Annotated in this window: 22 protein-coding genes; 8 read left to right on the top strand and 14 right to left on the bottom strand. The window is 67.8% G+C overall.

Annotated features, from left to right (window positions below):
* Nucleotides 1-156: 156 nt before the first annotated feature.
* Entirely contained in the window at nucleotides 157-1548 is a 1392-nt protein-coding gene (locus TFU_RS02290; RefSeq protein ID WP_011290906.1) for a class II fumarate hydratase, read from the top strand.
* Nucleotides 1549-1650: 102 nt separating this feature from the next.
* On the opposite strand, the gene TFU_RS02285 is transcribed toward TFU_RS02290, so the two are convergent.
* The 4 genes from TFU_RS02285 to TFU_RS02270 form a co-directional block, all read right to left on the bottom strand.
* Nucleotides 1651-2301 (bottom strand): transglycosylase SLT domain-containing protein, encoded by a 651-nt coding sequence (locus TFU_RS02285; RefSeq protein WP_011290905.1) that lies wholly within the window; start codon nucleotides 2299-2301, stop codon nucleotides 1651-1653.
* 347 nt (nucleotides 2302-2648) lie between these two features.
* Complete coding sequence (locus TFU_RS02280) at nucleotides 2649-3992, bottom strand: PhoH family protein (RefSeq protein WP_011290904.1); 1344 nt, start codon at nucleotides 3990-3992, stop codon at nucleotides 2649-2651.
* A gap of 272 nt (nucleotides 3993-4264) precedes the next feature.
* A complete protein-coding gene (locus TFU_RS02275) occupies nucleotides 4265-5029 on the bottom strand; it encodes an isoprenyl transferase (RefSeq protein ID WP_011290903.1) in 765 nt (254 codons plus the stop codon).
* A gap of 205 nt (nucleotides 5030-5234) precedes the next feature.
* A complete protein-coding gene (locus TFU_RS02270; RefSeq protein WP_104612950.1) occupies nucleotides 5235-5834 on the bottom strand; it encodes an RNA polymerase sigma factor in 600 nt (199 codons plus the stop codon).
* A 1021-nt stretch (nucleotides 5835-6855) separates the two neighbouring features.
* Here TFU_RS02270 and TFU_RS02265 point away from each other — a divergent pair.
* Nucleotides 6856-8250, top strand: coding sequence for a serine/threonine-protein kinase (locus TFU_RS02265; RefSeq protein WP_011290901.1), 1395 nt, complete (start codon nucleotides 6856-6858; stop codon nucleotides 8248-8250).
* Nucleotides 8251-8335: 85 nt separating this feature from the next.
* On the opposite strand, the gene TFU_RS02260 is transcribed toward TFU_RS02265, so the two are convergent.
* The 5 genes from TFU_RS02260 to mca form a co-directional block, all read right to left on the bottom strand.
* Nucleotides 8336-8725, bottom strand: a complete 390-nt coding sequence (locus TFU_RS02260; RefSeq protein WP_011290900.1) for a hypothetical protein — start codon at nucleotides 8723-8725, stop codon at nucleotides 8336-8338.
* Nucleotides 8726-9111: 386 nt separating this feature from the next.
* Nucleotides 9112-9756 (bottom strand): hypothetical protein, encoded by a 645-nt coding sequence (locus tag TFU_RS02255; protein WP_146088112.1) that lies wholly within the window; start codon nucleotides 9754-9756, stop codon nucleotides 9112-9114.
* Nucleotides 9757-9977: 221 nt separating this feature from the next.
* Nucleotides 9978-11975 (bottom strand): thioredoxin domain-containing protein, encoded by a 1998-nt coding sequence (locus TFU_RS02250; protein WP_011290898.1) that lies wholly within the window; start codon nucleotides 11973-11975, stop codon nucleotides 9978-9980.
* Nucleotides 11976-12066: 91 nt separating this feature from the next.
* Nucleotides 12067-12285, bottom strand: coding sequence for a hypothetical protein (locus TFU_RS02245; RefSeq protein WP_011290897.1), 219 nt, complete (start codon nucleotides 12283-12285; stop codon nucleotides 12067-12069).
* Between the two features lie 11 nt (nucleotides 12286-12296).
* Nucleotides 12297-13169 (bottom strand): mycothiol conjugate amidase Mca, encoded by an 873-nt coding sequence (gene mca, locus TFU_RS02240; protein ID WP_011290896.1) that lies wholly within the window; start codon nucleotides 13167-13169, stop codon nucleotides 12297-12299.
* A gap of 157 nt (nucleotides 13170-13326) precedes the next feature.
* Here mca and TFU_RS02235 point away from each other — a divergent pair, with 157 nt between their 5' ends.
* The 4 genes from TFU_RS02235 to TFU_RS02220 all read left to right on the top strand — a co-directional run bounded on the left by TFU_RS02235 (nucleotide 13327) and on the right by TFU_RS02220 (nucleotide 15886).
* Nucleotides 13327-13761 carry a DUF4307 domain-containing protein gene (locus TFU_RS02235; protein WP_011290895.1) on the top strand — a complete coding sequence of 145 codons (435 nt, stop codon included), beginning with the start codon at nucleotides 13327-13329 and terminating at the stop codon, nucleotides 13759-13761.
* Between the two features lie 206 nt (nucleotides 13762-13967).
* Nucleotides 13968-14471, top strand: a complete 504-nt coding sequence (greA, locus tag TFU_RS02230) for a transcription elongation factor GreA (RefSeq protein WP_011290894.1) — start codon at nucleotides 13968-13970, stop codon at nucleotides 14469-14471.
* A gap of 177 nt (nucleotides 14472-14648) precedes the next feature.
* Entirely contained in the window at nucleotides 14649-15233 is a 585-nt protein-coding gene (locus TFU_RS02225) for an RDD family protein (protein WP_011290893.1), read from the top strand.
* Between the two features lie 62 nt (nucleotides 15234-15295).
* The gene (locus TFU_RS02220; protein WP_227480992.1) at nucleotides 15296-15886 is read left to right on the top strand and encodes an RDD family protein; all 591 of its coding nucleotides are present in this window, start codon (nucleotides 15296-15298) and stop codon (nucleotides 15884-15886) included.
* Nucleotides 15887-15928: 42 nt separating this feature from the next.
* On the opposite strand, the gene TFU_RS02215 is transcribed toward TFU_RS02220, so the two are convergent.
* Complete coding sequence (locus TFU_RS02215; RefSeq protein WP_016188180.1) at nucleotides 15929-17089, bottom strand: FIST signal transduction protein; 1161 nt, start codon at nucleotides 17087-17089, stop codon at nucleotides 15929-15931.
* A gap of 207 nt (nucleotides 17090-17296) precedes the next feature.
* On the opposite strand from TFU_RS02215, the gene TFU_RS02210 reads away from it, so the two are divergent.
* A complete protein-coding gene (locus TFU_RS02210) occupies nucleotides 17297-18706 on the top strand; it encodes a sigma 54-interacting transcriptional regulator (RefSeq protein ID WP_041427629.1) in 1410 nt (469 codons plus the stop codon).
* Between the two features lie 15 nt (nucleotides 18707-18721).
* Nucleotides 18722-20662 carry a VWA domain-containing protein gene (locus tag TFU_RS02205; protein ID WP_011290889.1) on the top strand — a complete coding sequence of 647 codons (1941 nt, stop codon included), beginning with the start codon at nucleotides 18722-18724 and terminating at the stop codon, nucleotides 20660-20662.
* A 9-nt stretch (nucleotides 20663-20671) separates the two neighbouring features.
* On the opposite strand, the gene TFU_RS02200 is transcribed toward TFU_RS02205, so the two are convergent.
* The 4 genes from TFU_RS02200 to TFU_RS02185 form a co-directional block, all read right to left on the bottom strand.
* The gene (locus TFU_RS02200; protein ID WP_011290888.1) at nucleotides 20672-21412 is read right to left on the bottom strand and encodes a hypothetical protein; all 741 of its coding nucleotides are present in this window, start codon (nucleotides 21410-21412) and stop codon (nucleotides 20672-20674) included.
* Between the two features lie 293 nt (nucleotides 21413-21705).
* Nucleotides 21706-22851, bottom strand: coding sequence for a cystathionine gamma-synthase (locus TFU_RS02195; RefSeq protein WP_011290887.1), 1146 nt, complete (start codon nucleotides 22849-22851; stop codon nucleotides 21706-21708).
* 92 nt (nucleotides 22852-22943) lie between these two features.
* A complete protein-coding gene (locus tag TFU_RS02190; RefSeq protein WP_011290886.1) occupies nucleotides 22944-23618 on the bottom strand; it encodes an acyltransferase in 675 nt (224 codons plus the stop codon).
* A 254-nt stretch (nucleotides 23619-23872) separates the two neighbouring features.
* A complete protein-coding gene (locus TFU_RS02185; protein ID WP_011290885.1) occupies nucleotides 23873-25240 on the bottom strand; it encodes a cystathionine beta-synthase in 1368 nt (455 codons plus the stop codon).
* Between the last annotated feature and the right edge of the window lie 147 nt (nucleotides 25241-25387).

Here is a 25387-nt window from a genome sequence, read left to right as displayed (position 1 = left end):
GTAGTGGGAGTGGTTTTCCGCGGCTGGCCGGGCTGCCGGCGGCGGGTGCTGCGCCCGGACTGGTCTCCTGCTGCCACGGGGCGCGTCCCCGCAGCACCGCCCTCCCTGTGAGCCTGACCGGCACATGCAACGAGGTTTGTCCTGGAGGTCTTTCAGATGACTGAATACCGCATCGAGCGGGACTCGATGGGCGAGGTCAAGGTTCCTGTCGAGGCCAAGTGGCGGGCGCAGACCCAGCGCGCGGTCGAGAACTTCCCTATCTCGGGGCAGGGCCTGGAGGCCGCGCACATCGCGGCACTGGGCCACATCAAGGCTGCGGCGGCGAAGGTCAACGCTGAGCTCGGTGTGATCAAGGAGGACATGGCCGAGGCGATCCGCGAGGCCGCGCTGGAGGTCGCCGCGGGCAAGTGGAACGACCAGTTCCCCGTGGACGTGTTCCAGACCGGGTCGGGCACGTCCAGCAACATGAACGCGAACGAGGTCATCGCGACGCTGGCCACGGAGCGGCTGGGCCAGCCGGTCCACCCCAACGACCACGTCAACGCGTCCCAGTCGTCCAATGACGTGTTCCCGTCCTCGATTCACATCGCGGCGACCTCCGCGCTGATCAACGAGCTGATTCCGGCGCTGAAGCACTTGGAGGAGACGCTGTCGGCGAAGGCGTCGGAGTTCGCCACCGTGGTGAAGAGCGGCCGCACCCATTTGATGGACGCGACTCCGGTGACCTTGGGCCAGGAGTTCGACGGGTACGCCGCGCAGGTGCGGTACGGCATTGAGCGGATCGAAGCGTCCCTGCCGCGGGTCGCGGAGCTTCCGCTGGGCGGTACGGCCGTGGGGACCGGGATCAACACGCCGGAGGGCTTCTCCGCGAAGGTGATCGCGGAGATTGCGCGGGCTACGGGGCTGCCGCTGACCAAGGCGCGCAACCACTTCGAGGCCCAGGGGGCGCGGGACGCTCTGGTGGAGCTGTCCGGTCAGCTGCGCACGATCGCGGTGAGCTTCTGCAAGATCGCCAACGACATCCGGTGGATGGGTTCGGGTCCGCGGACCGGTCTCAGCGAGATCTTCCTGCCGGACCTGCAGCCGGGGTCGTCGATCATGCCGGGCAAGGTCAACCCGGTGCTGTGCGAGTCGATGCTCCAGGTGGCCTCGCAGGTGGTGGGGAACGATGCCGCGGTGGCGTTCGGCGGGTCGACCGGCAACTTCGAGCTGAACGTGCAACTGCCGCTGATCGCCCGCAACGTGCTGGAGTCGATCCGGCTGCTGGCCAACATTTCCCGGGTGTTCGCGGACCGGTGCGTGGCCGGGATCACCGCTAACGAGGAGCGGTGCCGCGAGTACGCGGAATCGTCGCCGTCGATCGTCACCCCGCTCAACCGCTACATCGGCTACGAGGAGGCCGCCAAGGTCGCCAAGCAGGCGCTCGCGGAGCGGAAGACGATCCGCCAGGTGGTGATCGAACGCGGGTACATCGCCCAGGGCAAGCTGACCGAGGCCCAGTTGGATGAGGCGCTCGACGTGCTGGCGATGACCAACTCGCAGAAGTAGCAGCGGAACCAGTAACGGCGGTGGCCGCGGAAGGCCACCGCCGTGGTGCGCGTGGTGCGGGCCTGGCCTCCTGCCAGGCCCGCGGCGTTTGCGCGGGCGTGGTTAGTACCAGCCGACGCTCTGCGAGTGCTCCCAGGCCGCACACGGGCTGCCGTAGCGGTCCTTGATGTAGCCCAGTCCCCACTTGATCTGGGTGGCGGGGTTGGTCTGCCAGTCGGATCCGGCGCTGGCCATTTTCTCGCCGGGCAGCGCCTGCGGGATGCCGTAGGCGCCGGAGTAGGGGTTGCGGGCCTGGGGGTTCCAGTTGCTCTCCCGCTGCCACAGGGAGTCGAGGCAACTGAACTGGTCGGATCCCCAGCCGTAGTCGGCGAGCATGGCCTGGGCGATCGCCCGAGGGTCGCCGCTGGGGATGGATACGGGTTCCGGTTCTTCCTCTTCTTCCTTTTCCTCTTCCAGGGTGCCGCTGGCGGTGGCGAGGGACTGCGCAAGAGCCTGCTCCCGCTCAGTGCTGGCCTGTTCGAGCTGACCCGCCGGGACTCCCTGGGAGTCGTCGGGGAAGAAGGACTCTGTGTCCGCTTCGTCGGGCAGGATTGCGGCTGAGGCAGCCTGGTCCGGCGCGGCGCCGGTATCGGCGGCGAAAGCGGAGAAGCCGAACGTTGCACCGGCGACAGTGAGCGCCGCCGTTCCAGCCGCGGTAGCGAGCCGCAACGAAATTCGGTTCTTCAGCAAGGATTGGCCTTTCAACGGTCGCATGTCCGGTGGCTTCCCATGCGCTCGAATACACCCCGGATCTTGACAAGGGACTGGGTGGGCGACAGGCGAATCAACGGACACCACCGGCTGCCGTGTCGCCGAAGATCACCGCGCGCAGGGGTGGTTTTGGGGAGTCACCACAGACGACTGCGGAATGCGCGCTCTCGGGGTCTGAACGGAACAGAAACAACCTTGCCGCAAGATCTCGGCATCGTCACGCTACACCCATGGGTGACATAGACCACATTACATATTGGGGCTTTTTTGACAACCAATTCCATAGCGCCCCCGTCTAAAAATAAGGGCGCCTGCCCAGAAAACCGGACAAACGCCCATGTCTGCGGCGGTCAGCCCTCCAGCATCTCCGTGACGAGCGCAGCAATCGGAGAGCGCTCCGACCGGGTCAGCGTAATGTGGGCGAACAGCGGATGCCCTTTGAGCTTTTCGATCACCGCGACCACCCCGTCGTAGCGGCCCACCCGGAGGTTGTCCCGCTGGGCGACGTCATGGGTGAGCACCACCCGCGAGTTCTCCCCGAGCCGCGACAGCACGGTCAGCAGCACGCCGCGCTCCAACGACTGCGCCTCGTCCACGATCACGAACGAGTCGTGCAGGGAACGCCCCCGGATGTGGGTGAGCGGCAGCACCTCGAGCATGCCGCGGTCCACGACCTCGTCGATGACGTCCTGCGTGGTCAGCACCGAGAGAGTGTCGTGCACCGCCTGCGACCACGGCGACATCTTCTCGTACTCGGTGCCCGGCAAGTACCCCAAGTCCTGACCGCCCACCGCGTACAACGGCCGGAACACCACCACCTTGCGGTGCTGCTGGCGTTCCAGGACCGCCTCCAGCCCGGCGCACAGCGCCAGCGCCGACTTGCCCGTACCGGCCCGACCGCCCAGCGAGACGATGCCGACCTCCGGGTCGGTGAGCAGGTCAAGGGCGATGCGCTGCTCCGCGCTGCGCCCATGCAGGCCGAACACGTCACGGTCGCCGCGCACCACCTTGACCGACTTGTCAGGCAGCACCCGGCCCAGGGCCTTGCCCCGTTCGGAGACCAGCACCAGGCCCGTGTGGCACGGCAGGTCCCGCGCCTCCTCGATATCGGTGGTTCCGTGAGCGAAGAGCTCCTCGATCTTGTGGGCAGGAACCTCGAGCTCCGCCATTCCGGTCCATCCGTGCTCGATGGCCAGTTCCGCGCGGTACTCGTCTGCGGCCAGACCCACCGACGAGGCTTTGATCCGCAGCGGAAGGTCCTTGCTGACCAGGACCACGTTGTTGTTCTCGGCGGCGAGGTTGCGCGCCACGGTGAGGATGCGCGTATCGTTGTCGTCCTGCCGGAACCCGGCCGGGAGGACCTCGGGGTTGCTGTGGTTCAGTTCCACCCGAAGCGTGCCGCCCTGGTCGTTGACCGTTACCGGAGTGTCGAGAGCACCGTAAGCGACCCTCAGATCGTCGAGCTTGCGCAGCGCCTCCCGGGCGAAATAGCCCAGTTCAGGATGGTGTCGCTTGCTTTCCAGTTCAGAGATGACGACGATCGGCAGGACCACCTCGTGCTCGGCGAAACGGGTGATCGACAGGGGGTCCGCCAGCAGGACACTCGTATCGAGGACGTAGGTGCGCCGGCTGCTGTCTCCTGCGGCGGGGCTAGGGCGGACAGGGTCACGGTGAACGGTCGAGGAACTAGCCACTCGTTCTCCCCCTGGGCGCGGTCAAGCGCCCTAGACTCACGGGAATCCAAGGACCGGGACCAGCCCCATGAGGGCCGGGACCGGCCCCCTTCGTGATGGTTTCCTGTCTCGCCAGGAGCATCAATGAGTCGGGGCCTCCCGCGTGGTGGGTATGCGCACCCCACCACCGCTATTGACGGTACCCCGCTCATCCGAAAGAGCAAGACCTTTATTCGACCAATTCGTGAATAAGTCGTTACCTTAACCCGGTCGACCCTTGGGAGAACAGGCTGTCAGCAGCCGAAACGCCGCTGGCGCACACTGTAGGAGCGCAGCGCGCGCAGAAAGTCGATCTTGCGGAACGCGGGCCAGAAGACTTCGCAGAAGTAGAACTCCGAGTGGGCGCTCTGCCACAGCAGAAAGCCGGAGAGCCGCTGCTCCCCGGAGGTGCGGATGAGGAGGTCGGGGTCGGGCTGACCGCGGGTGTAGAGGTGCTTGGCGATGTCGTCGAGGTCGAGCCGCTCAGCCAGCTCCTCCAGCGTGGTGCCTTTCGCGGCCTCTTCGAGCAGCAGCGAGCGGACCGCGTCGGCGATCTCGCGGCGCCCGCCGTATCCCACGGCGACGTTGACGAGCAGCCCGGGGTTGCGCTCGGTGGTGGTCCCCGCTTCCTTCATCACCTGGGCTGTGGAGGCGGGCAGCAGGTCGAGGGCGCCCATGGGGTTGACCCGCCGCCCTTCGTTGCAGAGCCGCCGCACTGTGTTCTCGATGATCTCGAACAGCGGTTCCAGCTCTTCGGGGGGACGCGCGAGGTTGTCGGTGGACAACAGCCACAGGGTGACGACCTGCACCCCGACTTCATCGCACCAGTCGAGTAATTCGAAGATCTTCTCGGCGCCCGCCCGGTGCCCTTCTTTCGGGCTGGACAGTCCGCTGAGCCTGGCCCACCGGCGATTCCCGTCGAGGATCACTCCCACGTGCCGGGGCTTTGGAGCGTTGCTCAGCGCACGCTCCAAGCGCCGTTCGTACAGCCGGTAGAGAGGGATGCGCAACAGCCCCATGGACGGTAGTACCTCTCCTGACACCTTCGAGGCCGCGAACACGGCAGCGGACACGCGGGGTCTCCGGCACGTGCACCGTGCCGGAACACCACCGCAGGCATGATCGCACGACGGGTTGCTTCAGCCGTCGATCAGTCCTTAACAGTAGTCAAGAACTGGGACTGCGACGACCATCTCCTTCGCCGTCTTTTGCGTGGAATGCCCCTCAGTTCACCGCGAGGGCCTGGCGAACCCGTTTGCGGCCTTCGTGGATACGCGATTTGACGGTTCCCAGCGCCAGGTCGAGCTGGGCTGCGATCTCCCCGTACTCCATCTGGCACAGGTCGCGCAGCACGAGGGGGGCGACCAGGTTAGGCCGGTCCTTCTCCAACTGGTCGAGCGCTTCCAGCAGGTCGATCCGCGACCCGGCGATGACGCTCGTGGTGCGCGGGTCAGTGCGGTGCGGCAGGCGGTCGGCTTCCGTGGGCATCTCCGCGGCCCGCCGCTTGAGTGCCCGGTAGGTCTGCCGCGCAGAGTTGGAGACCACCGTGTAGAGCCAGGTCGTGAACATCGAATCGCCGCGGAAGTTCTGGATGTTGGCGGCCACCCGCATCAGCGCGTCCTGGCAGGCCTCCTCAGCGTCCTGCCGGTAGGGCAGGAAGCGGGCACAGCGACGCAGGACGTCAGGTTGGATGCGGCGCAGCAGTTCTTCGAGCGCGGCTTCGTCCCCCTCTTTGGCGCGCAGCGCCAGTTGCTCGAGGGACTCTTCCTCACCCGGAGCGTGGTTGGGGCTTACCGTTTCAGAAGACTGGTCTGCTTTGGTCACGACGGACACTCCCCACTGACGATAGTCGCGTCCAGCTATTACACGCATACCTCCGCAAAAAGGTTGACACATTTTCCCGAACTGCTGACCAGTCGTGACAAGATTCTGCATCTAAGGCAAGGTGCTGCAGCGGCCAATCCTGATGCGTGCACCTCTGCTACCACGACATTCCCACACATTCCAGAAATATCGGCACTATCCTGACTTCCTCCCCGCGCCAGCCGCCCCGTCGACATCACCGGCCCCCTGCAGGAGCGGGCTCAAGGCTGCGCTACCCCGCTGCCCGCGACCAGCCTCAGCGTCTCGCCTGCACTGGCGTGGACGGGCTCCCCTGACTGCTGTGGGCTGGGACCACTCACCGGGAAAGGGGCCAACCACACTTCCCCTTGTCGATCACATCAATGACGACAGCGGATGGCCGCCTACTCCTACCGCCGTATCGAGGTGGCCGCTGAGTTCGGCGCGGTGGTCTTCTGCCCCACGCATCGACCAGCACACCTTTGACCGAGAAATCCTGATATCCGACACGGCCTGTGGCCGGAGCGCCGTGGCGCAAGCGCCGCCGAGCCGCATGGACTCGGCTACCTCAGACGAGTCCTGTGATCGCAGCCATCGCACCGCCCAGGCCGAGCACACAGCCCGCAGCCTGTGTGGGGAGTCCATGCTTCCAAGGACGTGGGCAGGATGACGGGACCGTACCGGTCACGGCGGTGGCCAGCTCCGGCGCGCATCGCGGCTACCGTGCCCAGCCCACGTTCTCGCACCCGGACGATGGATGCACTAACTGTGACGAACGGAACACAAAACCGGGGTATGTCGGCGGCATAGCGACCGCGGGGCACTCCCCCCGCTTACTCCGACTCTCTGAAAGAAGGCCCGCACGCGCGGGCGGGAAAACACGCCAGCACAGGGCCCGGAGCCCGGCGGCGTGCTCGTGCGCGTGCACAGACGGCGCCCTCCGCCCTCCTCCCCATGGCAAGATCACGGTGTCAAGGTCACCAAGACGTGGTAAGCAATACCTGTGGCACAACCGGAACGTTTCGGGCGTTATCGCGTCCTGCGGCGGCTGGGTTCGGGCTCGTTCGCCACCGTCTGGTTGGGACACGACGATCTGCTCGACACCCCGGTCGCTATCAAAGTGCTCGCTGAGAACTGGGCACACAACCTCGACATTCACCAGCGTTTCGTCGAAGAGGCGCGCATCCTGCGCCAAGCCGACTCCGAGTGGCTGGTGCGTGTCCACGACATCGGGACCCTGCCCGACGACCGCCCCTACTTTGTGATGACCTACGCCGACCGGGGCAGTGTCGCCGACCGGATCGCCCAGGGTCCCCTGCCGCTCGACGAGGCGCTCCGGCTGCTCACCGAGATCGGGCAAGGTGTGACCGTGCTGCACCGGCACGGCACCATCCACCGCGATATCAAGCCGTCGAACGTCCTGTTGCAGTCCAGCCCGGTCGGGGAGCGGGTGCTCGTCGCCGACCTAGGGTTCGCCAAGAGCATCGACGGTGCCTCCGGGTTCACCGCGTCTGCGGGCACCCCCGGCTACATGTCCCCCGAACAGAGCGTGGTCGGCGGCGACATCGATGTCCGCGCCGATGTCTACTCGCTGGGCGCGGTCGCCTACGAACTGGTCACCGGCAAACGCCCGCCCAGCCCTCCGGTGCGTGTCCCGCCGAGCCGGCTGCGCCCTGGGGTGCCGCCTGCCCTCGACGAGCTCATCATGTCGGCGCTGTCCCCGAACCGCAGCGACCGGCCGCCCGACGCGGCGACTTTCACCTCCCGTATCCGGGAGATCCGCATGTCGCCCGACCTGGAGTTGGCGACACCGTGGTGGCAGCGGTACCGCGCCACGTGGACCCGCCTGGTCGCCTTGGTCGCGACCGCGGTGGCCGTGCTCGGGGTGGCTCCGGCAGCCTCGGCCTCCCCGCATCTGCCGATGATGGAGATCTACGACGCCAGCGGAGAACTCCACGTGCGGGTGCCCACCCCGTGGCTCCGCCAGATGCAGCTCAACGGGTGGTCGCCGCGGGAACTCGGCCTGCCCGGGGGCCATGAACCGGGCCTGCTGGTCGCCACGGATCTCGACGCCTGGTCCGATGCCAGACAGTCGGTCTCCGGCCTGTTCGCTGGACTGTTCGTCTCTGACGGCCAGTCCCCCGACCTGGACCGGCTGATCTCTTCTGGTCTGTGCTCGGGCCAGCCGCAGCGGCAGCGGTTCACCAACGCCCACTGGGACGGCGAACTGTGGCAGTGGGTCGACTGCTCCCCGGACAGTTCCGAAGGGGACGTGTTTACTGCTGCCGTGTTGCAGCACCGCGGCCAGGAGCGGACCCTCTACCTGGAGATCCGCCAAACGGAGCACCAGCCGCAGACGGTTGCGGAGATTCTGGACGGGCTCCGGCTGATCTCGTAGCTCCGGTCTTTTCGGGAGTGCGCCCGGAAAAGCAGGAACAGCTCCGCGTCCTGCCGCGGTTCTCCGTCCCTTCGGCTGGCCCTCGTTACCGGGCAGAGCAGCGAGTCTCGGGGGCCGGTCCCGCGTCTTCCCGGGCCGCGGGAGCGTCGTCTCTGCGCAGTTGCGGTGCGGAACGGCTCACCGCCGTGACGGCGTGGTCCGCACCGGCAATGCTGACGTCGCTGTCCAGGCCCGGCTCAGCGATATCCCGGCCCTGCTGTTCCCGCAGCCGGCGGAGCGCACCGTGGACTGTGGCCGGTGGATTCGCGACTCGGAAATTGACCAGGCCCCTGACCAGGCCGCGAAAAGAGACCGGGAAAACCGGGTCGAACAGGGTCCGTTCCGTCTCCTCGTCGCGGATCGCGACAGCGACAACGGAGTAGAAGACGGCTACAGCCAGAACGAGGGCGGGGATCACCCAGAAAAACGACTGCATCGCTGTTCCTCTCCGCTATGGCGTCACCAGTTCGTCAACGGTCACCTCCACGACGGTGAACTGTGCCGAACCACCGCGCCGCGGTGCAGCCGGTGGCTTTTCCCGGCACCTCACCTCAGGGATAAAAGATCATTACCCGACAAATAATGACAAAACCCAACAAATGCCCCACGGGTGTGGTGGTCGGCTGGAGTCAGACCATTCCCCGGCCGCCCCCAGCCGGCAGGAGAGGAATACCGCTATCAGCGCTGTGCACCGCAGGGACTTTCGGATGCAGACTTTTCTGCTCCGACTTGTCCCGCCCCCGAAACCGCCTGTTCCGCAGTGGTCGGAGCAGTTCCGGGCCCCGTACTCGGCTGCCGTGCCCGGGGAGCACCCGCCGCAGGTCAGGAGATCGCTTTGAAGCGGGACAGATCCGCTGAGCGGACAATCAGGTCATACTCTTCGGCGCGCTCCTCCACCATGACCGGCACATCGAATTCCAAGTCCGCTTCGGGGACATACCAGGCGCGAGTGCGGAATGTCCCCCCGCCCGTGCACGTGATCAGCCACTCGCTGTACTTCGTCTCTTCCCCGCTGACCAGCAGGAAATCGCCGTGCTCAACGATCTCGGAGTGCTCGGCCCGAATCCGTGCATTGAGCTCGGGGCGCTTCGGGCACGACGCCCACGGCCGCCGCCAACTGTCCGGGTCCGTCAACTCCGCGCCCTCCGGGTCGATCAGCCCCTCTTCAGACGCGTTGATCCGGATGCGCAACGCCTCGCTCGGGCAGTTGCCGCCCGGGGCGGGCCCCACTTCCGGCGGCGAAAGGCAGTTGTCGGCGATATCCGTGTGCCAGCCGTCCGGCAGCACTACGTTGATCCCGGTGTAGTTGTGCAACGTGGCCTCGTCGGACACCTGGAAACCTGATTCGGACGAAGCCATCGGATGCGCGAGCCCAGGCATCACCTGCGAGGGCGTGCCGAAACCGCATGCCGGAGCCGCCAATATCGACGCGGCCAGCGGGAACGCCGCAGCCCTGGTTGCCCGCACACGCTCCTCCTTTCCTTGCCCGCCGCTTCCCGCTCTCACCAGGCGGGCGAACGGAATCACGGTATCCCCCGTAAACCATTCCGTGGTTTCCTGCATCTCATCAGATAGGGAGCACAGTGGCGGGTTGACGAGACTCCGCCACGCACCCGTCATCGCGTCCTCTCGGAGCCTGCGTGGGGGCTTGCTCCGGGAGGACGCCCCCCTTGCGGGGTCTGCTCAGCTCAAGCTCTGGCGAGCTCCGCGGTCAACTCTTCGGTGGTCGTAGCCGGAAGCCGGCAAGTGAAGTTCCGGCACACGTAGGCCGCGGGACGCCCGTCCACCAGGGTCCGACCCTCCAGCAGCCCGATCCCCCCATCGTTGACGCCGTCGCCTCGGCTCACCACTGTCCCGGGCGTCGTGGCCAGCAGCGCGGTGCGGTGCAGCTCCTCGGCCACAGGATCCCCCTTGGGGCCCACTACAGCGATTTCGACCGGTCCGGCAAGAAGCGCCTCGGCGACCGCCATTCCCCACCCGGCGAACCTCGGGGTCTTCTCTGCGAGCGTGGAGACCACGCCGAGCGCGGCTTCCGCGGCCTCCCGATGCCGGAAAGAGCCGGTGAGCGCCGCGTAGCTGAGCAGGGCGCCCGCTGCCGCCGACCATCCTGAGGGGGTGGCGTCGTCGGTGAACTCGCGCGGCCGGTTGAACAGCGCTTCGGCGTCGTCTGCGGTGTCGTAGAACCCGCCCGAACCGTCGGTGAACCGGGTGAGCACGGTCTCCAGCAGCTCACCGCACACCCCCACCCACCGGATCTCCCCGGTCACCGCGTGCAGGGCCAGCAGCCCTTCCGCGAGGTTGGCGTAGTCCTCCAGCACTCCGGCGCTCGTGCCAGGGACCCCGTCGCGGGACACCCGGACCAGCCGCCCGTCCGCGTAGTGCCGTTCCACCACCAGGCGAGCCGCCTCCCGGGCCCGCTCCACCAGGTCGGGACGGTCCAACAGAGCGCCCGCCTCGGCGAGCCCCGCGATCGCCAGCCCGTTCCACCCCGTCACCACCTTGTCGTCGCGGGCTGGTGGGACCCGATTGGCGCGGGCCTTACGCAGCCGGTCGCGGACGTAGGCGTACCGCTCACGGTCGTCCGGATCAGCACGGAGCTGCAGCACCGACGTGCCGCGTTCGAAAGTGCCCTGCTCGGTGACACCGAACAGTTCAGCGGCCCAGGCACCGTCCTCCTCCCCCAGCACGTCGCGCAACTGGGCAGGGGTCCACACGTAGTAGCGGCCCTCCTCGCCTTCGCTGTCCGCGTCCAGCGCACTAGCGAAACCGCCTTCCGCGGTGCGGAGCTCCGCCACCATCCAGTCGGCGGTCTCCACGGCGACCCGGCGGGCCAGCTCGTCCCCGGTCTGCCGCCACAGGTGGGTGTAGCAGCGCAGCAGCAGCGCATTGTCGTACAGCATCTTCTCGAAGTGCGGCACGGTCCACGTGGCGTCGACCGCGTAGCGGGCGAACCCTCCGGCGAGCTGGTCATAGATCCCGCCGCGCGCCATCGCCTCGGCGGTGTGCCGCACCATGCGGAGCGCTTCCGTCTCCGCGCCGTCGCTGACCCGGGCATGGTGGCGCAGCAGGAACTCCATCACCGGGGACGGCGGGAACTTCGGGGCAGTGCCGTACCCCCCGTTGACGGTGTCGTACTCGGCTGCCAGCCGCGCCACCGCCTGCTCCAGGACCTGCGCGCTTGGCGGCGGCCCGCTAGGCAGCGTGCGGGGGGCGCTCAACGCCTCGGCCACCCGCTTGCCCTGCCCCACCACCCCGGTGCGATCGGTGCGCCACGCGTGGCTGATCCCGAGCAGCAGCCGCTGGAAATGCTCCCGGGGAAAGTAGGTGCCGCAGTAGAACGGCTCCCCGTCCGGGGTGGCGAACACCGTCATCGGCCAGCCGCCGTGCCCCGTCATCGCCTGGGTGGCTTCCATGTACACCGCGTCCACGTCCGGCCGCTCCTCCCGGTCGACCTTGACGTTGACGAAGTTGGCGTTCATGATCTGCGCGGTCTGCTCGTCGGCGAACGACTCCCGCGCCATGACATGGCACCAGTGGCAGGCGGCGTACCCGATGGACAGCAGGATGGGCACGTCGCGGCGGCGCGCCTCAGCGAAAGCCTCCTCCCCCCACGGGTACCAGTCCACCGGGTTGTCGGCGTGCTGGAGCAGGTAGGGGCTGGTGGCGTGAGCAAGACGGTTGGGCATATCTCCTACTCTGCCCGTTGTCTCGACTCAAGACACCCGAAAAAATCAGCGGCCCCGCCGGGAGCAGCGGGGCCGACAGCATGACACCGGGTCAGTCCTCTCGGTCCTCCGGCTTGGTCTGCTCGGCCTCCTTCTCCTTCGCGGAGTCCTCGGTGAAGTCACGAGAGCGGGCGATGTCCAAGTGCCGCCGCATGGAGCGCATGAGCAGGAACAGCACCCCGCCGATAAGCGCGATGACGGTGAATCCGAGCAGACCCGGGGTCACCAGGTCGTTTACGGAGTCTGCGAGCTGGAGCGCCGAGAGGTTCATAGTCTCAATTCTCACACCTTGTCGCGGATGCCCGCGAAGAGGTCGTCCTCGGGCAGTTCGGTATCGACGAAGGACCGCGCCAGGTGGTAGTCCTCGGTGGGCCACGCCTCACGCTGGATGTCGTTAGGCACGGCGAACCAGAAGCTGTTCGGGTCGATCTGGGTGGCGTGTGCGAGCAGCGCGCGGTCGCGCACTTCGAAGTACTCGCCGCACTCGACACGCGTAGTGATCTCCCAGCGCCGCGTGTCGCGCTTCTCCAAGCGCTTCATCCAATCGGCGTAGGGGTTCTCCATGCCGCGGTCGCTGAGCACTTTGGCGATGGCTTCGAAACGCTCCAGGGGGAAGGACACGTGGTAGTAGAGCTTGCTCGTCTGCCACGGCTCCCCGGTGCCCGGGTAGCGCTCAGGGTCGGCGGCGGCCTCGAAGGCTTCCACCGACACCTTGTGGCACATGATGTGGTCCGGGTGCGGGTAGCCGCCCTGCTCGTCGTAGGTGATCATGACGTGCGGCCGGAACTCGCGCACCAGACGCACCACAGGTTCGGCAGCGACCTCCAGCGGCTGCAGCGCGAAGCACCCTTCAGGCAGCGGGGGCGGAGGGTCGCCTTCCGGGAGCCCGGAGTCGATGAACCCGACGAACACCTGTCGGACACCGAGGATGCGCCGGGCCTCCTCCATTTCCTTGCGCCGGACTTCCGCGATGTTCTCCCGGATCTCCGGACGGTCCATCGCGGGGTTGAGGATCGAGCCGCGTTCGCCACCGGTGAGGGTGACCACCAGCACTTCCGCGCCTTCGTTCACGTAGCGCGCCATCGTGGCCGCGCCTTTGCTCGACTCATCGTCGGGATGGGCATGCACGGCCATAAGCCGCAACCGCTCGGACAATTTGGGAAGCCCCTCGATGTCGTAGTCGGACGGCGTTCACCACCCCGCCAGCCCGCTGGTCCGCGCTGGCGCGGCGCGAAACAGCACGGGCGGAGTGTGAGCCTGCTAAGGCAGGGATATCTTAGACAACTGTAGGTCCCACTTCCGGAGATTCCCTATGCCGCCCCAGCCCGACAACCCTTTGCGTGCCGCCGCCCAGCCGGTCTCGGGCACGCGGCGACGCCTCGGCAACCAGCCGTTCTTCTTCGTGCTCGGCGTTATCGCCGCCATCATCTTCACGATCGGCTGGGGTGCTGCTCTCTTCAGCTACAGTGGCAACACGCTGGGGCAGGTGCATCATCAAACGTTCGCGTGGCGGATCGTCTCCGACACGGAGGCTCGAATCTCCTTCCAGACCAACAGCAGTTCGGGTGCGCGCTGTCTGATCCGCGCCTACGACGAGTACCACGTCGAAGTCGGAACAACCGAAGTGACTGTTGAGGGGGGACTACGGGAAGTGGAGGCAACAATCGACACCGTTCGTCGCGCTACGACGGTACAAGTCGTCTCTTGCAGGGAACAAGCTTTCTCAAACGAGCCTGTCCACAAGTAGTTCCCAACCGCCCCTCGACAAGAGGAGCACCGATATCGAGCCCTCAACCTGACTCCGGTCGGGCGTCCGCATCGCGCTGTCCAGCGGGATTCCGGGCGTCGGTTGCCGTTACGCAACGTCACGCCGATTGATGGGCTCGATGCTAATCTCGTAGTTTCATCTACCGCGCCCCGAGCGCGGTCCCTAGAACCATCGAGGGAGTTCCCGTGACCGAGACCCGTGATGACAACGTCACCTGGCTCACTCAGGAGGCGTACGACCGGCTCACTGCCGAGCTGGAGTATTTGTCAGGGCCTGGTCGCATCGAGATCGCCGACCGGATCGAAGCCGCTCGGGAAGAAGGCGACCTGAGGGAGAACGGCGGCTACCACGCGGCCAAGGAAGAGCAGGGGAAGATCGAGGCCCGCATCGCCCACCTGCAGTCGATCCTGAGCAACGCGCGCGTCGGCCAAGCTCCGCAGCGCGAAGGCGTGGTCGGCCCTGGTATGACGGTGACGATCAAGTTCGAGGGCGACGAGGAAGAGATGACCTTCCTCCTCGCCTCCCGGGAAGAGAGCGGGGCACCCATCGACGTGTACTCCCCTAAATCCCCGCTGGGGGAGGCCATCAACGGCAAGAAAGTCGGGGAGAAGGTCACCTACAAGCTTCCGAGCGGTAAGGAAGCGACCGTAGAAATCCTCGACGCCGTTCCGTACAACGGCGGCTCATAACCCCTACAAGCACAACGCGGAAGGGGTGGCCGAGAGCCACCCCTTCCGCGTTGTGCGGTGGCGTCGGGAACGCAGTGGACACTGGCGGCCACTCCTCGAGTGGGAGCGCACCACAGGAAAGACGTCATAATCGTCCTGTTCACTGCTCTTGGTTGCCATCGTCTGGAGTGCCCCACTATGACGCACCCGCACCCGTCGCCCGCTCAACCCCCGTCGCCCTACCTGGGGCCTCCCCCGCCCCCGGGGCCTTTCCCGCACGGGGCCTACCCGCCTCCGCCCGGCGTGTTCCCGCAGCCGCCCGAGGTTGCCAGTTGGGGACGGCGGGTCGCCGCTTTCCTCATCGACTCGGTCCTCGCGCAGGTGCTCACTTTCGGGGTGATCCTTATCGGCGCCCTAGTCGCCGCACTGGTGGACAACATCGCCTATCCCGAATACATCCACTCGGACACGATGAGCCCTGCCGCGATCACCATCGTGCTCACGGCGCTGTTCGCCGCGTTCGCCACCGCCATCGCCTACTGGTCGCTGCCGCACGCCAAGTGGGGAAAGACCATCGGCAAGTGGATGCTCGGCATCCGGGTGATCGCCGCGAACACGGGGACGCCCCCGTCCGTGGGCCGCGCGCTGGGGCGCTACTTCTTCTTCGCGCTGCTCTCGTTCCCCATGATCACGTTCTTCGTCGACTGCCTGTGGCCGCTGTGGGACTCCCGGGGACAGTCCCTCCACGACAAGGTCGCCGGAACCTACGTCATCCGCGGCTAGCCCGGGGAGGGAGGCGAAAGCCACGAGCCCCACATATCGCGACAACTAGCGATAATGTTCGGGTGACTATTCCTCCCTGGAACCACCCTTCTGGACAGCCGCACGGGATTCCGCATCCCTATCCCGCCGGGGGGAGCGGGGGCTATCCCGCAGTCCCGCATCCCCCGCACGCTCGCATCCACGTCCCCACGGGGATGCCCCTCGCCGGGTTCGGACGCCGCCTGTGGGCGCGGATCATCGACTACTTCCTCCTGAGCGTGCTCGTGTTCCTGCTCGGGTTCGGAATCCTGTTTCTCGTCTTCCTGGCCTACCCCGGCCTGGAGGAGACCTCGGATACCTTCGACGCCACGTTCGGTTTCCTGTTCCTCTTCGGCTGGGGACTGGCCTCGTTCCTGTACGACTGGTTCTTCCTCGCCGCGACTGGGCGCACCCCCGGCAAGATAATGACCCGGCTGCGGGTGATCAGCGCCACCGGCACCCCGCTCAGCCAAGGACAAAGCGCCCTGCGCAGCGCGGTGTTCGGCTTCCCGCACTCCCTGCTGTGCCTGGGACACCTCTTCCTGTGCGTGTCCTGCCTGGTGATCGCCGGCGACAGCCAGGCTCAGGCACTGCACGACAAGATGGCGCGCACCGTCGTCATCCACACCCCTTAGTCTCGGCGGTCGCGGCCGCGCCGTCCGCGGGAGGCCGGGCCGTCACCCCCGGAACGCCAGCATGCACGCGGTGAAACCGTGCAGGTGGTTGCGTCCGGCAACGGGGCCGATCTCTCCTGCCGCGAAGAAACCGCCGACCGCATCAATCCCGAGAATCTGCTGGACCCGGCGTACGTCGTGGTCGGCGCTCGGGAACATCCCGCTGCCCCGGCCATTGCAGGAGAACAGCAGGGCCCCTTCCGCGGTGCCGCCGGTGTCGTGAGCGAACAACCGCAGCCGTTCCAGCAGATCGCTGTCTGCGGTGGCCTGGTCGCGGACTTGGAAGCGGACGGTCTGCCCCACGTCCACGACATCGCCGATGGTGATCGTCGACTGCTCCGGATCAGCGTCCAGCACGCCCCGGATCAGGAAGTCGCCGCTTTCGTGCCGGTCCGCATACTCGTCGATAGCGATGCCGATGTGGAGTCCGTCCGCGACGAGCTGCTGCTCTTCCGGGGGGAGCGCGCTCACAATGGACTCCAGTTTCGCGTAGGCGGGGGTGCCCGCCAGTTCGATGAGGACGTTGTCCTCGGCTTTGGTGACGACCATGGAGGGGCCGATGGGACGGCATCCCTGGCTCACCACCGTGCCCAGCACTCCGTTCCCGCCGAACAGCAGTCCCACGGCCCCGGCCTGCACGGTCTCGCCCTGCAGGAACAGCCGGACGCTGTCGCCGCCATAGGTGCCGTCGGCCAGCCCGCCCACGATAGGCAGACCGTCCAGGATCGTGTTGCTGTGCTCCACGAACGTGTGCGTGGGGAACACGTACGGGTTCGCCAGCAGGAGCGCCGCCTGGTCCGCGGGGGTGGGTTCCAGCACGCCGATGACCGCGAGCTGGTCGCCTTCCGCGATCGCGGCGAGTTCGAACGGGGTCATGGTGACGCCGGGCAGCATCGCAGCCCACACGCTGACCGCGCCCTGCCCTTCGGTGCCCCGCCCACCGCCGATCACCCCGCCGGCGCTGCAGCCGATCGTGGTCGCCCCCTCGGCGAGGGCCATGGCACGTTCCCCAGCGAGCGCCACTTCCTCCGGGTCGATACCGCTGACGAACACGCAGACGAGGTCGGCTGGGCCGTCGAGTCGCTCAAGCGCCTGCCTGGTTGCGCGTTCAGCCGCGCTCACTAGGTCGACCCCGGTAGCCAGGGCGTCGCTGAACCGGGTCACTGTCGCCTCCTCGCCGTCTACCGTGAGCGGTCTCTCACGGGCATCGCCATTCTCTCTTGTTGCCGGTTCTCCTTGCATGCGGAACATTCCCTTTACCCCAGAATCCCGGGGGTCAGGCATGGCGCCGTCTTCTGCCGTGGCAGGGGGCGTGGGATTCCGCACACCTGTGTCCGCCACAACCGCGATGCGGTGAATAGACTCGAAGGTGTGCCCGATCACGTCGACCTTCCGCACACCCTGGGCGCGTTGCGCGCTTCGGGGCACCGCTACCGGTCAGTCAAAGACGAAATCCGCGAAAATCTCCTGCATCGGATCCGGTCGGGGGAGGAACGCTTCCCCGGGATCGTGGGGTTCTCTGAAACCGTACTGCCGCAACTCGAACGGGCCCTCCTTGCCCGGCATGACGTGGTGCTCCTGGGTGAACGTGGCCAGGGAAAGACACGGCTGATCCGTACACTCACGGGTCTGCTGGACGAGTGGAGCCCGGCCGTGGCGGGCTGCGCGCTCAACGACCACCCCTACGCGCCGGTCTCCCCTCAAGCCCGTCGGATGGTCGCTGAATACGGCGACGACCTGCCTATCGTGTGGCGGCACCGCGACGAGCGGTACAGCGAGAAGCTGGCGACCCCCGACACCAGCGTCGGCGACCTCATCGGCGACATCGACCCGGTCAAACTCGCGGAAGGGCGTAGCCTCGGCGACCCGGAGACGGTGCACTACGGCCTGGTACCGAGGTCGAACCGGGGCGTGTTCTGCCTCAACGAGCTGCCCGACCTGGCCGCGCGCGTCCAGGTTGCGCTGTTCAACGTGCTTGAAGAGCGGGACGTGCAGATCCGCGGCTACCAGTTGCGGCTGCCGTTGGACATGCTCGTGGTGGCGAGCGCCAACCCGGAGGACTACACCAACCGGGGCCGGATCATCACCCCGCTCAAGGACCGGTTCGGCGCGGAGATCCGCACCCACTACCCGGTGGAGCTCGACGACGAGATCGCCCTGATCGAACAGGAGAGCCGGCTGTCGCCGGAGGTGCGTGTCCCCCCGCACCTGGTGGAAGCGGTCGCCCGGTTCACCCGGCTGGTGCGCGAGTCCCCGTCCGTGGATGAACGCTCCGGGGTGTCGGCCCGGTTCGCGATCGCCGCAGTGGAGACGGTGGCTGCCTCCGCGGAGCGCCGTGCCGCGATGACTGGCGAGCAGGCGGTGGCGCGGGTCTGTGACCTGCCGTGCATTACGGCGGTGCTGCGCGGCAAGGTGGAGTTCGACCTGTCCGAGGAGGGCCGGGAGAACGCGGTCTTGGAGCACTTGCTGAACCGCGCCGTCTACGACACGTTCCGTCGTGTCTTCAGCGGAGTGGACTTGGGACCGCTCACCGAGCGCTTCTCCTCCGGTGCGGCCGTGGAGTCGGGGGATCTGGTGAGTGCGGAAGAGCTCCTCGCACGGGTGGGCCCGTTCACCGGGCTGGCGGAGCTCGTCAAGCGGGTCGCCCCGGACAGCGACGACGATCCGGTGTCGGCTCCCGGCTATGCGGCGGCCGCGGTGGAACTCGCGTTGGAGGGCCTGTATTTGAGCCGGAGGCTGTCGAAGGACACGCTGCCGCACGGGGCCCGGTACCGGATCTGACCGGAATAGGCGCAGATGAGCGGATTCCGCTACCGGAGTTACGTGGACGGCCCCGACCCGTTGCGTCCCCCTTTCGACGTGCGTTCCGCGGTGGACGCGCTGGGGCGTGCGGTGCTGGCCGGTGCGTCGCCCACGCGGGCGCTGCGTGATCTGCTGCGCCGCGGCACCCGCGGGGTGCGCGGACTGGACGAGCTGCTGCGCCACGTGCGGGAACGGAAGGAGCAGCTCCGCTCGCAGGGCAGGCTGGACGGCACGCTCGCCCAGGCGCGCCGCCTGCTGGACCAGGCCGTGGGCCAGGAGCGGGCGGTGCTCTTCCCGGATCCGAGCGACGAAGCCCGGCTCCGGGAACGGGAGCTCGACGACCTGCCCGCTGATCCGGCCGCGGCGATCCGGCGACTCGCCGGCTACCAGTGGCGCTCTCCGGACGCCCGTCAGACGTTCACCCAGCTCCAGGAGCTGCTGCGCCGCGAAATCCTCGACGCCCAGTTCCGCGGTATGCGGCAGGCCATGGCCCGGGGCACGCCTGAGGAGCTGCAGCGGGTGCGCGCCATGCTGGACGCGCTGCACGGGATGCTGGACGCGGACGACCGCGGGGAGCACACCCAGGCCGACTTCGAGCGGTTCATGGCCGAGTTCGGGGACTTCTTCCCGGACCGTCCGCGTACCCTCGACGAGCTTGTGGACGTGCTGGCCTGCCGTTCCGCGGCCATGCAGCGGCTCTTCGACTCGCTGACCCCCGAGCAGCGGGCCGAACTGCTGGCGCTTAGCGCGCAGGTCATGCGGGACGCCGGGCTGGCCGACGCGGTCCAGCGGCTCGGGGAGCGGCTGCGGGCCCGCCGCCCCGACCTGGTCTGGTCCGGCGGGGTCGCGGTCGACGGGGACGCGGAGCTCGGGCTCGGCGACGCCACCACTGCGGTGGCGGAACTCGCTGACCTGGCTGAACTGGAGGAGGCTCTCGGCCAAGGGTACGCGGGGGCCCGGCTGGACGACATCGACACGGCCGCACTACAGCGGGTGCTGGGCCGGTCCGCAGCCGAGGATGTGGCGCGGCTGCGCGCCCTGGAGCGGGAGCTCCGCGACCGGGGCTACCTGTCGGGGTCGCGCGACCGGGTGCAGCTCACCCCGAAGGCGGTGCGGGCGCTCGGGGAGGTGGCGCTGCGCGACGTACTGTCCGGTGCGGGGCGGCGTCCCGGCACGCACGACACGCGGGAAGGGGGCCCGGCCGGGGAGCTGACCGGAGCCAGCCGGCCGTGGCGTTTCGGGGACGAGCAGCCGTTGGATGCGGTGCGGACCGCCATCAACGCGGTCCGGCGCGGCGCATCCTCTGAAGGCCGCCTCCGGTTGCGCCCCGAGGACATGGAGGTGGCGGAGACTGAGCGGCGCGACGCGGCCGCGGTGTGCCTCCTCGTGGACTTGTCGTATTCCATGGTGCAGCGCGGTTTGTGGGGGGTGGCCAAGCAGACCGCGTTGGCGCTGCACACGCTGGTGTCCACCCGGTTTCCGCAGGACGCGGTCTACGTCATCGGGTTCAACGACCATGCCCGGGTCTTGGCTCCCCGCGAGCTGGCGGAGTTGTCGCCGGAACCGGTCCAAGGCACGAACCTGCACCACGCGCTGCTGCTTGCCGGACGGCATGTGGACCGGCACCCGGAGTTCGAGCCGGTGGTGCTGGTGGTGACCGACGGGGAGCCGACCGCGCACCTGGAGGAGGACGGGCTGCCGTACTTCTCGTATCCGCCTTCGCCCCGCACCACAGAGTTGACACTGGCGGAGGTGGACCGGATGACCCGGCGCGGAGCGCGGATGACAGTGTTCTCCCTGGCGGACGATCCGCGGCTGGAAGAGTTCGTCACCGCGCTCGTGGCCCGCAACGGCGGCCGCGCCCTCCGCCCGGTCGCCGACCAGTTGGGGTCGTTCGTGGTGCGGGACCTGCTGGCACAACGCTCCCGGTGGTGACCGGGCCGGTCACTCGGTGGCGGGGAACTCGTCGTAGAGGCGCCATTCCTCTCCGGTGAAGACCGCGAACAGCCGGTGGTATGGCTCCCCGTTCCGGGTGATGAGCACCGTCCCCCTGTCGGTGGTCGGGTTCTCCTCGTCGTCGGAGCCTTCGACGTGCACGCACCAGGCTTCGTGGTCCGGGCCGCCTTCACCGGTGGCCTCGCAGTCCAGCGGCAGGTAGCGGTCGGCGAGCCAGGTCTCCCCTACTTCGGCCAGGGTGGGCGCGGTGATCTCCCAGGCGCTGGGGTCGTCTTTGATGCGGATCGCTTCGTCCAGCCAGTCGGGGCCGGGGCCGTACGGGTCTTCGATGACGAAGTTCTCCACCAGTTCCCAGTGCTCCCCGTCCGGGGTGGTCAACCGCAGCGCTTCGAACGGCTCAGTGGCGGGCGGGCCGAGGACGAACACGGTGCTGTCCCCCACGTCCGCGTACAAGCTGAGGCAGATCCCCTCCCCTCGGATGAGGGAGAATTCTTCCTCTTCACTCAAGGTTTCGCACCGACCGGCATAGTCGACGTCGTACTCCCAGGTGTCGGCGATGTGGGCGCGCACCAGTTCGTGGAGGGTCGGCAGCTCGGGGGAGGGGGAAGCCGACGGGGTCGGCTCGGCGTCGGACTGCGGTGCGGCAGTGTCCTCCTCGCCTTCGCATGCTGCGGTGAACAGGAGGAGGGGAAGGGTGAGCAGGGCCGCGTGGCGGGCAGAAACGCGCATAGGACTCCCTTGCAGCGGTTCGGACACGGTTCGTGTGGGAACCCCCGCCATCCGGAGGTGCGGGTCGGGGGCCACCCGCTGGATACCCGGCAGACAGCGCGAGCCGCGGCCTAGCGGAGGCCGGGAGCGGACAGAGCCGGGCGGAAAGGTCCGCGCGGATCATAGGCGGTGGAAGGGACCAGCCGCGACAGATGAGCGGGCTGGGGCTGTTGCCGTGGAGGAGCGGCGCCGCAGCGGCTCCGCGCGGGTGAGAAGCCGTCCCGGGAGTCGGGCCTCCCGGGACGGCTTTCCGGCTACGGCTCCAATGCTTGGAGCAGGTCGTTGACGAGGTCGTCGACGGTTTCGATACCCACGGAGAGCCGGACCAGGTCGCTGGGCACTTCCAGGAGGGAGCCCGCGGTGGAGGCGTGGGTCATCTTCCCCGGGTGTTCGATCAGCGACTCCACCCCGCCCAAGGATTCAGCGAGGGTGAACACTTTCGTTTTCGCGCACACCCGCAACGCGGCTTCCTCCCCGCCGCGCATGCGGAACGACACCATGCCACCGAAGGCGCGCATCTGGTCGACCGCCACCTTGTGGCCGGGGTGGTCGGACAGGCCCGGGTAGAGCACTTCGGCGACTTCCGGGTGGCCGACGAGCGCTTCCACGACGCGTTCCGCGTTGGCGCAGTGCCGGTCCATGCGCACGCCGAGGGTTTTGATGCCGCGCAGGGTCAGCCAGGCGTCGAACGGTCCCGCGACCGCGCCCATCGAGTTCTGGTGGAAGGCGAGGCGCTCTCCCAGTTCCGCGTCGGCGACCACGAGGGCGCCGCCGACCACGTCGGAGTGGCCGCCCAGGTATTTGGTGGTGGAGTGCACGACCACGTCCGCACCGAGGCTGAGCGGCCGCTGCAGGTACGGGGAGGCGAAGGTGTTGTCGACCACCAGCAGCGCGTCAGCGGCGTGCGCGATGTCCGCGAGCGCGGCGATGTCCGCAATGTTGAGCAGCGGGTTGGTGGGGGTTTCCACCCAGATCGCCACGGTTTCCGGGCGGATTGCGGTCCGCACCGCCTCCGGGTTGGACAGGTCGACGGCGTCCCAGCTCACTCCCCACCGTTCGAAGACCTTGGAGACGAGGCGGAACGTGCCGCCGTAGGCGTCGTTGGGGATGATGAGGTGGTCGCCGGGTCGGGCGATGGTGCGGAGCAGGGTGTCCTCTGCGGCCATGCCGGAAGCGAACGCCAGGCCCCGCACCCCGCCTTCCAGCGCGGCCAGGCATTCTTCCAGTGCCGTGCGGGTCGGGTTGGCGGTGCGGGAGTACTCGTAGCCGCCGCGCAGCCCGCCCACCCCGTCTTGGCGGTAGGTGCTCGTCTGGTAGATGGGGACCACCACGGCCCCGGTCTCGGCGTCTGCCTCCTGACCGGCGTGGATGGCCAGTGTCTCAAACCCCTCGTAACTCATGGCGCCACAGTAGTACCGGCAGTCTCATGTTTTCCTGTCCCACCCCGCTCGGCCGGGGTTTCCGTGGCTCGGCGGGGCGGTCCGCGCCGGGGCTATCCGGCAGCGGGTTCGGTGTCAGCGTCGTCGCGGCGGACGATCACATCGGTGCGGAGCGGCGGATTCCACCCGGTTTCGGGGTCGTAGCGGCGCACGATGCGGCCGGGCACGCCCGCGATCACGCAGTGGTCGGGGTAGGTGCCGGGGCGCACTACTGCACCCGCCGCGACCACGCAGTTGCGGCCCAGGTTGACGCCGGGGAGGATCACGGCGTGCGCGCCGATCCAGGATCCGGCGCCGATGCGGACCGGGGCTTCGGTGGGCCACTGGTAGCCGATGGGGGTGTTGGGGTCGGCGTAGCCGTGGTTTTGGTCGGTGACGTAGACGTAGGGGCCGGTGAAGACGTGGTCTTCGAACACGATGGAGCGGTGCGCTACGACGTGCGAGCCGCGACCGATCGTGCACCCGTCACCGATGGTGAGGAGCGGTTTGGGTCCGAGGTCGAGTCCGGGCATGTATCCGGCGCTGAGGGTGATGTCCGCCCCGATCAGGGTGTGGGAGCCGAGGGCGATCCAGGGTTCCCCGAAGATGGTGGCGGGGGGAAAGGCGATGGAGGTGCCTTCACCGTAGGCGGCGAAGCGCGCGGCGGCACGTGAGCCGTAGCGGATGTCTGCTTTGCGCCGTGCCCAGGACCAAGCTGTACGCACCATCCAGGAAAGCAGCCGCGACACGGGGTCGTCTCCGTAATGTACTCGTCAGTAATACTGAGGAAACCCTAGACGACCCGGCTGCCGCTGTTGAGAGGGTGGGCCCGGCAAAATCCGCTTCCCGCCTCGATGCCACCCAGGACAGGCATGCCTGGCCCATGGCCCGCCCGGCCCTGCTGGGCAGGCCCCTTCCCGTGCCCCAGGGCCGTGGGGAGGGGTCCAGGGCCCTAGGGGCACGGTTCTGCCAGAACAGCCGCGCGGGGTGGGGCGGGCCGCGGTCAGCTCGCTAGGTGGGCGAGCAGGTCTTGGCGGGTGAGGATTCCCGAAGGCTTGCCGTCCTCGAGCACCACGACCGCTCCCGAGCTTTGGAGCAGTTCCACGCAGCGGCTCACCGGCTCCCCGGAGCCGACGACCGGCAGCGGCGGTCTCATGTGCTGCTCCACGGGGTCGCCGAGCTGGGCCCGGCCGTTGAACAGCGCGTCGAGCAGGTCGCGTTCCGCGATGGCGCCCACCACTTCGGCGGCCATCACCGGGGGTTCCTCCTTCATGACCGGCAGCTGGGAGACCCCGTATTCGCGCATGATGGCGATGGCGGTGCCGACCGTCTCGTGCGGGTGGGTGTGCACGAACTCGGGCAGGCTGTCGTCCTTGGCGGCGAGGACCTGTCCGGCGGTGGCTTCCTCCGTCTCCGGCTCCAGGAAGCCGTAGTCGGCCATCCACTCGTCGTTGAAGATCTTGCCAAGGTAGCCGCGGCCGCCGTCGGGCAGGAGCACCACGATGACGTCGTCGGGTCCGGCTTGGGCCGCCACCTTGAGCGCGGCTACCACGGCGAGCCCGCACGAGCCGCCGACCAGCAGCGCCTCCTCTTTAGCGAGGCGGCGGGTCATGAGGAAGGAGTCCTTGTCGCTGACCGCGATGATCTCGTCGCAGATCTTCGTGTCGTAGGTGGCGGGCCAGATGTCTTCCCCCACGCCCTCCACCAGGTAGGGGCGGCCAGTGCCGCCGGAGTAGACCGAGCCTTCCGGGTCGGCGCCGATGACCTTCACCCGGCCGTTGGAGACCTCTTTCAGGTAGCGGCCGGTGCCGGTGATCGTGCCGCCGGTGCCGATCCCCGCGACGAAGTGGGTGATGCGGCCTTCGGTCTGCTCCCAGATCTCCGGCCCGGTGCTGTAGTAGTGCGACTCCGGGTTGTTGGGGTTGGAGTACTGGTCGGGTTTCCACGCGCCGGGGATTGTCGCGGCCAGGCGGTCGGAGACCGAGTAGTAGGACTCGGGGTGGTCGGGGGCGACGGTCGTGGGGCAGACCACGACTTCGGCCCCGTAGGCGCGCAGCACCGCGAGTTTGTCGGCGCCGACCTTGTCCGGGCAGACGAAGACGCAGCGGTAGCCCTTTTCCGCGGCGACGATCGCCAGGCCTACACCGGTGTTTCCGGAGGTGGGCTCCACGATCGTGCCGCCTGGTTTGAGGAGGCCCCGCCGTTCGGCGTCTTCGACCATACGCAGGGCGATGCGGTCTTTCACCGATCCCCCGGGGTTGAAGTACTCCACTTTCGCCAGCACAGTCGGAGCGAGTCCGGCCGTGACTTTCTTCAACCGAACCAGCGGTGTGTTGCCGACGAGTTCGATCAAAGAGTTGGAGACCCGCATCAACTCTTCCCTTTCCTCCCCTTGGGCCGCCGCGGTGTCGGGGATGCGACGGCGGCCATGGCATGCGGTACCGGTACTCCGGTGTCCGTCTGACCCTATACGCCGCTGTACCTGGACCGTTGCGGCGGAGGAGGAGGGAGTGCTGCG

It is taken from the genome of Thermobifida fusca YX (assembly GCF_000012405.1).
GTDB lineage: Bacteria > Actinomycetota > Actinomycetes > Streptosporangiales > Streptosporangiaceae > Thermobifida > Thermobifida fusca.
The sequence above is the reverse complement of the archived record's forward strand: the minus strand, read 5'-3'. Positions and strand labels throughout refer to the sequence as shown.

Bases quoted from the DNA above. Each gene is read 5' to 3' on its own strand.
- TFU_RS02290 (WP_011290906.1), top strand. From the start codon at position 157: ATGACTGAATACCGCATCGAGCGGGACTCGATGGGCGAGGTCAAGGTT.
- TFU_RS02285 (WP_011290905.1), bottom strand. From the start codon at position 2,301: ATGCGACCGTTGAAAGGCCAATCCTTGCTGAAGAACCGAATTTCGTTG.
- TFU_RS02275 (WP_011290903.1), bottom strand. From the start codon at position 5,029: ATGGGGCTGTTGCGCATCCCTCTCTACCGGCTGTACGAACGGCGCTTG.
- TFU_RS02260 (WP_011290900.1), bottom strand. From the start codon at position 8,725: ATGCAGTCGTTTTTCTGGGTGATCCCCGCCCTCGTTCTGGCTGTAGCC.
- TFU_RS02250 (WP_011290898.1), bottom strand. From the start codon at position 11,975: ATGCCCAACCGTCTTGCTCACGCCACCAGCCCCTACCTGCTCCAGCAC.
- TFU_RS02245 (WP_011290897.1), bottom strand. From the start codon at position 12,285: ATGAACCTCTCGGCGCTCCAGCTCGCAGACTCCGTAAACGACCTGGTG.
- TFU_RS02235 (WP_011290895.1), top strand. From the start codon at position 13,327: ATGCCGCCCCAGCCCGACAACCCTTTGCGTGCCGCCGCCCAGCCGGTC.
- TFU_RS02225 (WP_011290893.1), top strand. From the start codon at position 14,649: ATGACGCACCCGCACCCGTCGCCCGCTCAACCCCCGTCGCCCTACCTG.
- TFU_RS02205 (WP_011290889.1), top strand. From the start codon at position 18,722: ATGAGCGGATTCCGCTACCGGAGTTACGTGGACGGCCCCGACCCGTTG.
- TFU_RS02200 (WP_011290888.1), bottom strand. From the start codon at position 21,412: ATGCGCGTTTCTGCCCGCCACGCGGCCCTGCTCACCCTTCCCCTCCTC.
- TFU_RS02195 (WP_011290887.1), bottom strand. From the start codon at position 22,851: ATGAGTTACGAGGGGTTTGAGACACTGGCCATCCACGCCGGTCAGGAG.
- TFU_RS02185 (WP_011290885.1), bottom strand. From the start codon at position 25,240: ATGCGGGTCTCCAACTCTTTGATCGAACTCGTCGGCAACACACCGCTG.